Here is an 11,543-nt window from a genome sequence, read left to right as displayed (position 1 = left end):
ACCCGCTACGACAAGCTCGCCGTACGCTACGAAGCCGTCGTCATCATCGCCGCGATCAACCAGTGGCTCAAAGCCTTATGAAACACGGCCTAGTCACGGCTCAGAAGGGTCAGTGAGCGTGCTGGGTGACCAGCAGGTCCATCCGAGCCGTCCCCTGCCGGCTGGGGCATGGCTCTCCTTCTCACCGACACTCCAGGCCCAGTTGATACCAAGTGGCTCTCGACCTGACTGACATCTGGCTCTCGGATCCACCTTCATGGCCAAACGCCTATCTCACCCAGAGCTCATAGCTGCCGTCGCCGGCCTCCGTCACCGTCACCTGGTCCTCGTAGGGCGCGCTTCAAGCTAGATCGACGGTTCCTTCTCGATCCGGCGCCGATGCTGGGTCGTCAGATCGGGCTGCTCGGGACCTGCCGTCCTTTTGCCTGGTCAGGAAGAGTGCGGCCGAGGCGAGCAGGGTGCAGAGGGTCATTCCGGCGAACAGGGGTATGGCAGTGTGCTCGCCGGCGACGCCCATCAAGGGAGCCACGGCAGCGCCGAGGGCGTTCTGCAGCATGCCCAGCACCGCCGAGCCCGTTCCGGCAGCGTGCGGAACTCGTTCGAGGGCGAGCCCGGTGGCGGTGGCGAAGACCTGGCCGAGCCCGAGGAAGGCGGCGCCGATGAGGCCCAGGGCCCAGGTCCGGGCGAGGTGTCCGGTGAGGGCGAGGAAGAGGGCGGCGATGCTGGCGGCGAGCATGAGGGCCAGCCCGGCGCGGAGCAGGAGCCGAGGGCTGTGGCGGCCGACAAGACGGCTGCCGGCCAGGGTGGACACAGTGGCGGTGAGGGCGCCGACGGAGAAGACGGTCGATGCCGCGCCGACGCTGAAGCCCAAGACGTTCTGCAGGAGGAAGGGAGAGGCGGAGATGTAGCAGAAGAGCGCGGCGGTGGCGAGGCAGAAGGCGAGCGTGTAGCCGAGGTAGGGCCGGTCGGTGAGGACGGAGCCGGCCGCCTTCGCCAGAGCGCCGACGCCGTCGGTGTGGCGCCGTTCGGCGGGCAGGGTTTCGGGTACGCGGGCCAGTGCGGCCACGAACATGAGTGCCGATGCGCTCGCCAGCACCCAGAACACCGCGCGCCAGTTTCCTGTCCCGCCCACCACGACTCCGCCTGCCAGCGGAGCGACAATAGGTGCGATGCCGCCGAGCGCCATGAGCAGGCCGAACAGCCTGGCCGCGACCGCACCGGTCGCGAGGTCGGTCACCACGGCACGGCCTACGACGACTCCCGCCGCGCCGGCGAATCCCGTGACGAAGCGCAGGGCGATCAGCATGCTCAGCGTGGGGGCGACGGCGCACAATGCCGTGGCCACCATGCAGACGCCGGCGCCGATCAGAATCGGCTTGCGCCGCCCGTAGCGGTCGGAGAGCGGGCCGAGCACCAATTGACCTGCCGCCAGCCCCACCAGGAAGGCGGTGAGCGTGAATTGCACGCCGGCGGCGTCCGTGTTCAGCTCGCGGGCCATGGCGGGGAAGCCTGGCAGGTACATGTCGGTGGACAGCGGTACCACGAACGACAACAAAGCCAGGGTCGCCGTGAGCCCGCCCGATGGAGCCACCGGTCGTTCGGCACGAGAGGTCATCATCACTCCGCGTAGATATAGATATGAATATATATCTATATCTACTGGTAGACTCCAGATGTGCGCAAGACCGATGTCATTCCCGACCGCGAAGACCTGCTGCGCGAGGCCAGGCAGCTCGCCCCGGCGCTTCATGCGCTCGCACGCGTGCTGCGGTGGGGTGGGATAACGGAGTCGGGCCTGCCGCCCCTGCCTCCGTCGGAGCTGGACGTGCTGCGCTACGTGCTGGACTCGCCCGGCACAGGCACCAAGGCGCTCGCCCACGAACTGGGACTGCACAGCAGCAACGTCAGCACGGCCGTGCGTGGCCTGCTCGCCCGCGGTCTCATCCGCCGCGAGCCCGATCCGCACGACCGCCGCGCCGTACGCCTGTACCCGACCATGAGCGCCCAGCACGGCATGGCCCTGATCGAGGACTCCTGGGCGGAGATATTCGCCGATGCCCTGGCGACGCTGCCCCCTGGCGAACGCAGCGCCCTGACGGCCGCCGTGCCCGCACTCCACGCCCTCGGCGCGCCCCTCAGGGGACGGCGTGCCCCCGCCCGCGACTGATCAGCCGGTATGCGTGGCCGGCAGCCCGCGGAGGGCGCGGGCGCCCGCCGCAGCGGCCCTGGGAATGCCCGAGGTGATGAACGGACCGCCCGCTGACCAGGTCGCCCACCACGTACAGCCGATGACCTCGGCTACCGTGGCAGCGCCATTGACGACCAAGGCGCCGGCCTTCTCATGGCGCTGATGACCGGCAAGGTTCTGCAGGCCGTCCCGGTGCTCGGCCGCGAGAACCTGTTCGTCGTCCCCGGCGGCACAGCGCTGACCGACCTGACCGGCGTCATGGTCGGCCGGGTCCAGCAGCAAGGCTGCAAAGCCATGCGCGCCCTGGCCAAGGTGCTCGCCCCGATCGCCGGCGACTTCGACGTCATCCTGATCGACACCCCGCCAGAGAACACCCTGCTGTGCGACCTGGCGCTCAGCACCGGCCGCTGCCTGCTCATGCCCACCAAGACCGACAAGGGCGGTCTGGTCGGCGTGCAGCTGCTCGCCGAGCGGTACGCCATCGCGCGGGAGCTGAACCCCGCCCTCGCCCTCCTGGGCGTGGTCCTGTTCGCCACCAACCGGCAGGCCACCGCCATCCACCGCAGCGTCCGGGACCGGGTCGCGGTCGCGTTCGGCGTCGGCTCCTCACCCGTGCTGACCGCGATCGTGGGCATTCTCGGAAGTCATTCGCGAGGCGTCCGTCAGCGGGTGACGAACGCGCCGCCGACACGGAGGGACGGGTTTCGGGACACTCGTTCCTGCGAAGACGCGATCAGGACGAAGGCTTTCACGACCGCCCCACAAATGGCCGTTTCCGGGACGCACCGTGTCCACGCGTCTTCGGGAACACGCCGGCCAGCTCCGGTCTGAACATAGAGGCGGAACCGGTCACGCAGCGTGGCGACTTCCGTACGTTCTCGTGACGGCGTGCTCGCAAGCGGGAGACCATCAGCTGCTGTGCGACCGGCTCGGCCGCACCGTCGACCTCATGCTGCAGACCGGCCGAGGCAACGGCGACAACCCTCCACCGGTGCCGAGCTCCTGATCGTGGATGAAGCCGACCGGCTCAAAACGGCCGGGCTCGAACACCTCCGCGACCACCACGACCGCACCGGCATCGGCGTGATCCTCATCGGCATGCCCGGCATCGAAAAGCGCCTCGCCCGCTACCTCCAGTTCTACTCCCGGGTCGGCTTCATCCACCACTACAAACCCCTGTCCATCGACGAACAGGTTCACGTCCTGGACCGCAAGCGGCCCCACCTCGGCCTCGGCGCGAGCGACGATTTCGCCACCACCGAGGCCATCGCCGCCATCACCCGCATCACCAGTGGCAATTTCCGCCTCGTCGACCAGATCGAAACGCGTCCTGGAGATCAACCAGCTCACCACCGTGACCAAGAAAGTCATCGAAGCCGCCCGCGAGAACTTGATCATCGGCGTCATGTGAGGCTCCCGCCTCGAACCCGCGACCCACCACATCGACAACTTCCGGCCCCGCCACACGGCGGGGCCGTACTTTTGCCGTCAAGGGATCATGTCTGGCCACGTAGCGCTGGAGATTCCCGGCCATTTATCGCCGGAACTTACAGGCTGGGCCACATCATCGGCCGCCCCGTCACCCGCGTCTCCTCCTTCGGCGGCCTGTTCCACTTCCGGCCCGAGAACCGGCCCGCCGGCGCGGCGGACCGCTGCCTGGACTGCCCCGTGGAACGCTCCTGCGCCTACTCCGCCGTCCGCGTCTACGAACGCTTCCTCGGCGATCCGGTCTACCGGCAGTGGCCCCTCGGCGTCCTGACCGACGACCCCACCCCCCGAGGACTGCGCAAGGCGCTGCAGGACGGCCCGTACGGCACCTGCGTCTACGCCGGCCGCAACGACGTCGTCGACCACCAGGTCGTCACCCTCGAATACGACGGCGGCGTCACCGCCTCCTTCACCATGACCGCCTTCACCGCCCTGGACTTCCGCAAAACCCGCCTGTTCGGCACGCTCGGCAGCATCGACGGCGATGGCCGCACGCTCACCGTCCACGACTTCCTCACCGACACCGTCGAAAGCATCGACTTCGACCCGGACGGCGGCGCCTCGGCCGCCGATGGCCACGGAGGCGCCGACACCGAACTCATCCGCGCCTTCCTGACCGCTGTCGCCACCGGCGACCACACCCTCATCACCTCCGGCCCGCGCGAGTCCATCGCCTCCCACCACGTGGTGTGGGCCGCCGAACACGCCCGCCACACCGGCACCGTCGTCGGCCTCTTCCCACCCTCAACCATCACGGCCAGCCGGTTGCCCGGCCACGACACCGACCTGCCAGCGCGATGAGTGGCGAGCCGCTTTCGCTTAGCTTCGCCCCTGAAGGCGCTGCGTCGCGAGGAGTGGCCCGCCTTACGTTACGGCGACGGGATGTCCATCGGGCGGCGAACTCTGCGCGCTACCGGCCCCCCTCACGGGGGCGCCACGTCAAACTGTCGGAGGACTCGAGGAGCTGAGCTTCGAGCTGGGCAACGCGGCGATCGGCGAAGCGGGAGTTGGACCGTGCCGCCTGCAGCCGCTCCTGAAGTCGGCGGTTGTCCTGGGTCAGTTGGCCCACGCGCTGCTTGAGAGCGCCGTTGGCCGCACTGATGCGTTGTGCCGCCTCGGGCGGCAACTCCTGCTGCAGATCGCGAAGCTGTCCCAGGAGGACGGCGCTGCGCTCGCGCTGCGCCTGAACATCCCGTAGAGCCTCCGTCAGCGCGGCTTCGGCGTTGAGTGCCCGCTGCCGCCAAGAGACTTCCTCCTGATCTCCATGCGCGTCACCCCGCTAGCGTTGTGTGGAGGCACGACCCTGAGCCTCGCTCATCAACGCACGAGCGTCGGCATTGGTATAGAGGAAGGTGCGAGAGACGTCAGCGTGTCGCGCAACCAGGGCGTCGGTGATCGTTGCTCGGTGGCGGGCGAGGTGCACCAGCGCGTCATGGACGCGCTGGAGTTTGGCCTGGCTTGTCCGGCGGCGGGCCTCAATGGCGGCTGCGGTACGCCCGGGGTCGGTGCCGCTCAAGACGCCTCGAACCCGTCGGCGGACTGATCGGGGCTGTGCGGCCCGCCCGGCAGGGGGACGAGCCGCGCTTCCGGTCCCCACACGCCGAGAAGGCGCCCGGAAGCGATGTCACCGGCACCTCGAACGCCGGGCGGGGCTCCCTAGGCACCGCGCCGCTTATCTTGGGTTTCTTAGCGTCCCAGCTGGTCAGGCGGCTGATGCCCGGTAAGGCATGTTCGGCAAGTAGGTCAACTCGGGGCGCTTCCGCGTGGCTGTCTCGATGGTGGCGTGTAATTCGGTCGGCGACATCACTGCGCGAGCATGGGTGGCCCGGTTCAGCTCCTGCGTCAGGCGCGCATCCGACAGTGCGAGCGCGGCGGCCGTTCGTCTGCCGGGTCAGCGCCGTAGCTACAGCGCGCCTCACGTGGTTCGTCGCGCACGCCTGGCCCCGCAGCAGCGGGAACAGCAGATGCTCCAGAGTTCTGCGAGCCCGAAGTCGGCGTTGGCCGCGTCCCCCGTGGAGTCCACGATGTGAGCGGGCTTGCGGTGTCGTCGTGATCTTGCCGAGCCTTCCGAGGGCCACTATGGTCAGCGATACCCATGAATGTACTTGGAGTCCGCTTGACCTCCCGCCTTTCTACGACCACTGACCCAAATTCACATCAGCGATCTAGGGCGCCCGATAGTCATGGCGCTGTCGCCCCCGTCCACACAGCCACCTACGAACCCACTTGTTGGCCGCGGTCGGATCCGGATCAGGCGTTCACACAGATCGCCCAGACCCGGACTCTGACGTCCTTCGCAAGATCGTTGGTGGCGTAAAGGGAGAACATGTCGCCGTCGTAGACGGAAACGCCTACGTCGTTCACCGGCAGCGGGGGCGAGAACACATCTATGTCCGTGTAGAGGAATTTGTAGTGGCCGGTCATAGCCTTCTGCCCGGCGGGGCATTCGGCATAGGCATAACCGCTCGCGCGGGAAGGGATGACCGTGTCCTTCATGACGGCCTGACGGCCGCTGAAAGCCGCCCCAGCAGGACCCGGGTCGCCTTTGGGCCCCTGTGGTCCGGCGGGCCCGGCCTGGTTCCAGGTGATCACTCTTTCGCCGGCCACGCATCCACTTTCGCCAGGCAGCGGCTCTCCGGGCGGCGCCAGTTCCGTCGCGTCAGTTGGCCTTGGGCTGAAGGTCGGCTGCGGCTGAGCAGCCGATGGGATCCGTACGGCGCCCGAGGAACTGACGCAAGCCGTGATCACGTTGCTGTTCGCCGCCAGCGCGACTCCTGATCCCGCCAGTCCGACTACCGCCAGCGCTCCCGCCACCCACATAGCCGTGTTCTTGGACACATCCGCTCCTTTCCTAGCATTTCGTCAGAAGCAGGGTGCCGGGCAGATCTTGCAATCGGCTTGGATTTTGCAGGGAGGCCGCCCCGGGCTCCTGGCTCACCGCTCGATGGCAGCTACGGCGACCTGGCGGCCTCCGATGGAGGTGGCCTCTCAGCCGGATCCGGCCCTCGGCTGGGGCGTCAATCTCAGCGGGTTTCCGCGGCCTCCGCATGCTCGGGCTCCCATTCCTTTCGCTAGCCCGCGCTGTTCGCCAGCCCGCGCTGTGAGGCACTGCAGCCAATGGGATTAATCGGAGTCATGCCCGACTTGACGGGTGAATCCGCCTCATCCTATTCCCATTGACTCACAAGTGATTTCCAAGCGCGACTTGCTCTTCTGTTGTCAGTCAGAAAGTCAACCGAACAACAGAAGGGACCGTATGAGCAACACGCGCAAGGCCGTAGCAGCCGTCGCAGCGTTCCTCGCTGTCGGCGTCGGGAGCCTCATCACCTCCGCTCCCGCCTCGGCGATGGACAAGGACCACTGCCCGTACGGCTACGAGTGGTGCGACAACGGCTGGGAGGACAACGACAGCGGCGGCGCCACCGGCAGCGGTGGCATCGGCTGGCCCTGACCTGACGTCAGCGGCCCCTTCGGATAGCCGTCTGCGAAGCGGCTAGATGATTCATTCGTGGATCTAGCTGCGAGAAAGGCCGAGGGTGTCCAAGGTCTGCCTGTGACGACAGAACTTGGGCACCCTCACTACGGCACTGTGAACCGCCCCGACTTTGATGGAGACCTTGGTGTGTCCCGGATTGAGTAGAGGTGGGTTGCTGGATTGATGTTGAGCGTAGTGGAGAGCTTCGAACTCCTCAGGCGGCCGGTGCCCGATCGCTGAATGCAGACGGGTGGCGTTGAACCAGTCGACCCATTCGGCGGTGGCCAACTCGACATCGGCCAGGCTGCGTCAAGGACCTCAGGGCTTGATCAACTCGGTCTTGTAGAGACCGATCTGCGATTCCATCAGTGCATTGTCGAGCGCATCGCCAACGGTGCCGATGGAGGCGTCGATCCCGGCCGCCAGCAGATGCGTGGTAACCCACGACGCCGGCCAAGTAGAGCGGGCCGCCGAGGAAGCGGATGAGGACGATGAGCCGCGGCGCAACCACTGTGCAGCGTGCAGCCGACTGCATCCCCGCAGGCGAGGCCGACCCCGAACGCTTCGACGCTGAGGTGGCAGCCGTTCAGGCCGCGCTGGACCAGGTCGTGGTGATCGACATCAGTACGCTGTACCTGGCCACCCAGACCGTTGCCGGTTTTGCCTAACTACGCGCGCGCTTCGCCGCGGTGCAACTGCCGTCGCCGTGCTACGACGATCTCGAGATGGCCACGATCGCCATCGAGCAGGTGCGGACGTGTCCCTCGTGACCGAACTCATGACCGGCGGTCTCGATCCCGATCCGGTGACCCAGCAGCCGACCTTCACCCTGCAACGGGAAGGCGCATGGCTGGCGGCACTACAACACACCGTGGAGACAGGGGTACCGCTGTGGAGCGACGATGTCATCGTGCGGGCCATCGCCGCGGGGGCCGAGATCCCCACGCTCGGCACGCTGGCGTTGCTGCACCGCTCTCTACGACCAGGGGCTGGCCGACACCACGGACGACGATCACCGCCGCTTCCTGGCCGACTTAGTGGTCGATCTGCCCCTGCGCCCGGACCTGCTGAGCCAGCAAGCCGAGGCCGATGGCCGGCTACCACGCAGCGCAGCCGTGCCCTTCGCCCGCCTCAGTGCCTGGCGGGAACCCCTCGAAACGCTAGAAGCCTTTCTCACCCTGATCCGGGCGGTTCACCAATGCGCGCCGCAAGCCGTCGCAGGATGGCTGCTGTGCGGACTCTGCGGCTTCGCCGGGTCGACGCACCCGCACGAGGCACCCGTCCGTGCGGCGCGGCTCACCTGCCTGGTCGCCGGGCAGACCGTGGGGCTGACCCCGCAAGGGGTTAGCGAGCTGGTGCTGTCCGCCGAGACGGGACTGGGCCAAGCCCGCAAAATCGGTGCAATCCGCGCCGGCCTTGGAAGATAGAACGCCAGCGGGCGCTTCAGAAGATGCCCCTGAGGCGCTGCGCGTTCACAACACTGCGGTCCTCTTAGAAAGTCTCCAGGCACAGGCTCAGCCTGGAGACGAGGTGGAGCTCACGAGGTAGGCAAAAGGATTCGTCGCGAGCGCCTCCGCTCTGGCCAAAGCCCGCCAGAAGGATCAGCATCACACGACGGAGAGACTCAGCCGCAGTGCCCGGTCGATCGCGTGAGCTCCTCCCGTGGCGCCGGGACATCATCGACGCTCCAGCGCGCGCCACTCCACTCGAACAGATCCCTGGTCGGCAGACGCAGCGCGTCAGCAGGCCGTCCGTGCCGAGGGTGTCGACGATCCATTCGACCGCGCCCGCTCCCCCGCACGACGCAGGACGCTGGCGCACCCCGACGCAAGTGCCATCAAGCAGCATGACGGCATTCCGGAACACCTGCGCCATGGCCGCGTCACCGGGCTTCCACTGCTGGACGTTCACGGCAACCAGGCTCTTGCCGTGGGCCGTCGTCGACCGTGACGTACCCGAAACCGTCAGCGCCGCCCGGTCGCCCGCCCCGCACGCCTGCCGGAAGCAGTCGCTCGATGACGCGGGTGATCTGCGCCGTGGTCAGCCGGGGTACCGATCCGGCACGGGGAGCGGCAGGCGTCGCCCCCGTCGGAGTGGTTCTTCCAGCCGTCCGGCGGTCAGGTGCGTACGCGGCTCCACGAGGTGTCGTTGTCGACCCGCGCCTGCTCGCGGCGGTCGGGCGTGACACATACCCGGTCACCGATGAACGCTTCCCTCCACACGTATCCCGCGACACAGGTCTTGGGCCCGTAGGGGCCGTCGGTCCAGCGGCCGGAGGCGGCGGCGTTGTCGTCGAGCGTCTGGTATCGGGTGGTGAGCGGGACGCAGACGTAGTCGGAGTCGTCGGCCATCCGCCACACGTAGTCGTCCTGGCAGGCGTTCGGTCCCCAGACGTGCTTGGCGGTGTTCAGCCGGTTGGGCGCATCAGCGGTGTCGCGATCGGTCTGCGCCTTGACCTCGCGGGTGACGCAAGCGGCGTCCATGATGGTGATCCCGCGGAAGACGTAGCCACGCAGGAGAACCCGCCGATCATCCGCACCGTCAAGCGGATCGCCGACCGCATCGGCATGCCGGTGCACGAGGCCATGCGTCTGGTCGGGCACGACCAGGAAGCGGCCCAAGCGCTCGCCGACCAGACCCTGCTGCGCGGCCTCACCGTCGAGGACGGCGGCATCAACCTCGACCTGATCCCGCCCCGTGAAATCGCCGCTCTCTGGGTGCACTGCGCGATCGGCATGCTCGGCGACGCCCCCAACTACACCGAGACCGAGGTCAAGATGCCCTCCGTCTCCCTGGAGATCAGCCCGGCCGGGATGTACGACCGGTACGCGCTCATCGTGCAGCGCGTCGGCAAGCTCACCCCGCACGAGGCCCGGCAGCAGGCCGAGGCCCGCGCCGAGCAGGCCGAGACTGCCATCGCACGGGTTCGCGAGCTGGCCAGCAAGGCTCAGGGCAGCCTCGGAGCGGGATGCACCTGCTCTCAGTGTGAGGACGACGCGTCCGAACCCTGTGACGACTTCGGCCGATGGATTGCCTGGAACCTCAACCCTGCCGCCGTGCTGGCCGTCATCGCTGGGGAGGGTTCGTGACCTGGGTACGGCGGGCGACCTCAGCCCCGCACACTTGCGGGCCGCCGGTCCTGGCCCACCGAGAAGGGGACAACCACCCATGGTAGAAGCGACCGGCCCCGCTGCCGAGGTCCAGCTGCTCGCCGACGAACTGCGCGCCCTGTTGCCCCGCCTTCAGAAGCTGCTCACCGAACCGATCGGCGACCCCACCAAAGGCACCATGAGCCACCACAAGATCTCCGGCAGCCCGGCGCCCTGGCACCCCGAGGCCGGCCCGCTACTCATGGACGTGCACGCCGGCGTCCGCGACCTCGAAGTGGACCTGACGTACGCCGTCGCCCAGCGCATGCCGGAAGGCCGGTGGCTGGAGCACCGCGGCGACTCCGACGAGAACACTCTGGAGGCCCTGGCCGCCGTCGTACGGCTCGCGTTCGGCGCTCCCGGCGACCGCGTACGGCAGGCCGCGCGGGCGATGTCAGGGTGGATCGAGCGCGGCCGTCAGATTCGCGACATTGGCGAGTCCGAGAAGTGGATCCCCATTCGGGTGTCGAAGGGCCTGCCGCCCGCCTGCGTCTACTGCAACACCTTCAGCCTGCGGGTCGCGCAGCAGTCCGGCCGGGTCCGCTGCGTCAACCCGAAGTGCGCGGACGAGAACGGCGACCGGCCGTCCGCCCATATTGAGAAGAACAAGGTGGACGGGTCTGCCACGCTGGTCTGGGCCGACGGTCGCGCCACCTACTACTACGAGAGCCGGGAGGCGTCGTGACGGAGGAGCGCTTCGCACTGGAAGGTGAGCCCGTGAGCCACGACGACATCCGGCAGCGCCTGGCCGCCGTCGAGCACATCGACTGGAGCACGATCGTGGAGGGCGGCCAGGCGGAGTACTTCAGCGAGTGGCTCCACATCGGCCCGGTCATGCTGATGACCACCTCACACCCCGGACCCGAGGACCAGGCGGACGTCGCCAAGACCAGAGCCGTCGCCACGTTCGTCCAGCACGCTGCCGCCGACCTACGGCGCCTGCTCGCCGACCTCGACCACGAGAGAGGCCATCATGCCCAGCCAGCCCAACCCGGTCTACGGCCCGCCGCCCCAGGGCGAGCCTGTACGGCTGCTCGCCGACGCCGTCGAGGTCCTCCGGCCGAACGGCACCACCGTAGCCATGGACCTCGTAGCCCTGGCCGACGTCGCCATCAACGCCGAACGCACGGCGACAGCCCGCAGGCCGAGCTAGGCCGTGTTTCGAAAGATCACGTGTGGGGCGTGTCGGTGATCGTTGAACGAAGAGGTCTCCGGTAGTTGGTTCAACGACCAAGAAGAACGA

At 67.8% G+C, this 11,543-nt stretch carries 15 protein-coding genes and 2 pseudogenes; 12 read left to right on the top strand and 5 right to left on the bottom strand.

The window, feature by feature from the left end; genetic code table 11:
* Positions 1-340: 340 nt before the first annotated feature.
* Entirely contained in the window at positions 341-1,615 is a 1,275-nt protein-coding gene (locus tag ABT158_RS50305; protein WP_352366459.1) for a multidrug effflux MFS transporter, read from the bottom strand.
* 60 nt (positions 1,616-1,675) lie between these two features.
* On the opposite strand from ABT158_RS50305, the gene ABT158_RS50300 reads away from it, so the two are divergent.
* The 5 genes and pseudogenes from ABT158_RS50300 (at position 1,676) to ABT158_RS50280 (ending at position 4,874) form a co-directional block, all read left to right on the top strand.
* Complete coding sequence (locus ABT158_RS50300) at positions 1,676-2,167, top strand: MarR family winged helix-turn-helix transcriptional regulator (protein ID WP_352366455.1); 492 nt, start codon at positions 1,676-1,678, stop codon at positions 2,165-2,167.
* Between the two features lie 183 nt (positions 2,168-2,350).
* Positions 2,351-3,019, top strand: a complete 669-nt coding sequence (locus ABT158_RS50295) for a ParA family protein (protein ID WP_352366453.1) — start codon at positions 2,351-2,353, stop codon at positions 3,017-3,019.
* Positions 3,020-3,046: 27 nt separating this feature from the next.
* Positions 3,047-3,250 (top strand): annotated as a pseudogene (locus ABT158_RS50290) (hypothetical protein); the annotation flags it as partial.
* A gap of 606 nt (positions 3,251-3,856) precedes the next feature.
* A complete protein-coding gene (locus ABT158_RS50285; protein ID WP_352366465.1) occupies positions 3,857-4,477 on the top strand; it encodes a hypothetical protein in 621 nt (206 codons plus the stop codon).
* Between the two features lie 259 nt (positions 4,478-4,736).
* Complete coding sequence (locus tag ABT158_RS50280; RefSeq protein ID WP_352366451.1) at positions 4,737-4,874, top strand: hypothetical protein; 138 nt, start codon at positions 4,737-4,739, stop codon at positions 4,872-4,874.
* A gap of 81 nt (positions 4,875-4,955) precedes the next feature.
* On the opposite strand, the gene ABT158_RS50275 is transcribed toward ABT158_RS50280, so the two are convergent.
* Positions 4,956-5,099: a hypothetical protein gene (locus ABT158_RS50275; RefSeq protein ID WP_352366457.1), complete on the bottom strand. Its 144-nt coding sequence runs from the start codon at positions 5,097-5,099 to the stop codon at positions 4,956-4,958.
* On the opposite strand from ABT158_RS50275, the gene ABT158_RS50270 reads away from it, so the two are divergent.
* On the top strand, positions 5,046-5,219 hold the full coding sequence (locus ABT158_RS50270) for a hypothetical protein (protein WP_352366463.1): 174 nt from the start codon (positions 5,046-5,048) through the stop codon (positions 5,217-5,219). The genes ABT158_RS50275 and ABT158_RS50270 overlap by 54 nt on opposite strands.
* 707 nt (positions 5,220-5,926) lie before the next feature.
* Here the strand turns inward: ABT158_RS50270 and ABT158_RS50265 are convergent.
* Positions 5,927-6,514, bottom strand: coding sequence for a hypothetical protein (locus ABT158_RS50265; protein WP_352366449.1), 588 nt, complete (start codon positions 6,512-6,514; stop codon positions 5,927-5,929).
* Between the two features lie 418 nt (positions 6,515-6,932).
* Between ABT158_RS50265 and ABT158_RS50260 the strand changes: the two genes are divergently transcribed.
* Positions 6,933-7,127, top strand: a complete 195-nt coding sequence (locus tag ABT158_RS50260; protein ID WP_352366447.1) for a hypothetical protein — start codon at positions 6,933-6,935, stop codon at positions 7,125-7,127.
* A gap of 204 nt (positions 7,128-7,331) precedes the next feature.
* On the opposite strand, the pseudogene ABT158_RS50255 reads toward ABT158_RS50260, so the two are convergent.
* A pseudogene (locus ABT158_RS50255) lies at positions 7,332-7,580 on the bottom strand (integrase core domain-containing protein); the annotation flags it as partial.
* A 53-nt stretch (positions 7,581-7,633) separates the two neighbouring features.
* On the opposite strand from ABT158_RS50255, the gene ABT158_RS50250 reads away from it, so the two are divergent.
* Together ABT158_RS50250 and ABT158_RS50245 are read left to right on the top strand one after the other, a co-directional pair.
* On the top strand, positions 7,634-7,819 hold the full coding sequence (locus tag ABT158_RS50250) for a hypothetical protein (protein WP_352366461.1): 186 nt from the start codon (positions 7,634-7,636) through the stop codon (positions 7,817-7,819).
* A 369-nt stretch (positions 7,820-8,188) separates the two neighbouring features.
* Positions 8,189-8,578, top strand: a complete 390-nt coding sequence (locus tag ABT158_RS50245) for a hypothetical protein (RefSeq protein WP_352366445.1) — start codon at positions 8,189-8,191, stop codon at positions 8,576-8,578.
* Between the two features lie 690 nt (positions 8,579-9,268).
* Here ABT158_RS50245 and ABT158_RS50240 read toward each other — a convergent pair.
* The gene (locus ABT158_RS50240) at positions 9,269-9,634 is read right to left on the bottom strand and encodes a hypothetical protein (protein WP_352366443.1); all 366 of its coding nucleotides are present in this window, start codon (positions 9,632-9,634) and stop codon (positions 9,269-9,271) included.
* Positions 9,635-9,718: 84 nt separating this feature from the next.
* Here ABT158_RS50240 and ABT158_RS50235 point away from each other — a divergent pair, with 84 nt between their 5' ends.
* From ABT158_RS50235 to ABT158_RS50225, 3 genes are all read left to right on the top strand, one after another.
* Complete coding sequence (locus ABT158_RS50235) at positions 9,719-10,240, top strand: hypothetical protein (RefSeq protein ID WP_352366441.1); 522 nt, start codon at positions 9,719-9,721, stop codon at positions 10,238-10,240.
* A 79-nt stretch (positions 10,241-10,319) separates the two neighbouring features.
* Complete coding sequence (locus tag ABT158_RS50230) at positions 10,320-10,985, top strand: hypothetical protein (RefSeq protein ID WP_352366439.1); 666 nt, start codon at positions 10,320-10,322, stop codon at positions 10,983-10,985.
* A gap of 288 nt (positions 10,986-11,273) precedes the next feature.
* Complete coding sequence (locus ABT158_RS50225) at positions 11,274-11,453, top strand: hypothetical protein (protein WP_352366437.1); 180 nt, start codon at positions 11,274-11,276, stop codon at positions 11,451-11,453.
* Positions 11,454-11,543: the final 90 nt, after the last annotated feature.

The sequence above is a fragment of the Nonomuraea sp. NPDC001636 genome, assembly GCF_040298265.1.
In the GTDB taxonomy this organism is placed as follows: Bacteria; Actinomycetota; Actinomycetes; order Streptosporangiales; family Streptosporangiaceae; genus Nonomuraea.
The sequence above is the reverse complement of the archived record's forward strand: the minus strand, read 5'-3'. Positions and strand labels throughout refer to the sequence as shown.

Excerpts from the sequence above, each read along its gene's own strand:
- ABT158_RS50305 (WP_352366459.1), bottom strand. The coding sequence starts at position 1,615 with ATGACCTCTCGTGCCGAACGACCGGTGGCTCCATCGGGCGGGCTCACG.
- ABT158_RS50295 (WP_352366453.1), top strand. The coding sequence starts at position 2,351 with ATGACCGGCAAGGTTCTGCAGGCCGTCCCGGTGCTCGGCCGCGAGAAC.
- ABT158_RS50260 (WP_352366447.1), top strand. The coding sequence starts at position 6,933 with ATGAGCAACACGCGCAAGGCCGTAGCAGCCGTCGCAGCGTTCCTCGCT.
- ABT158_RS50250 (WP_352366461.1), top strand. The coding sequence starts at position 7,634 with ATGAGGACGATGAGCCGCGGCGCAACCACTGTGCAGCGTGCAGCCGAC.
- ABT158_RS50240 (WP_352366443.1), bottom strand. The coding sequence starts at position 9,634 with ATGGACGCCGCTTGCGTCACCCGCGAGGTCAAGGCGCAGACCGATCGC.
- ABT158_RS50235 (WP_352366441.1), top strand. The coding sequence starts at position 9,719 with ATGCCGGTGCACGAGGCCATGCGTCTGGTCGGGCACGACCAGGAAGCG.
- ABT158_RS50230 (WP_352366439.1), top strand. The coding sequence starts at position 10,320 with ATGGTAGAAGCGACCGGCCCCGCTGCCGAGGTCCAGCTGCTCGCCGAC.
- ABT158_RS50225 (WP_352366437.1), top strand. The coding sequence starts at position 11,274 with ATGCCCAGCCAGCCCAACCCGGTCTACGGCCCGCCGCCCCAGGGCGAG.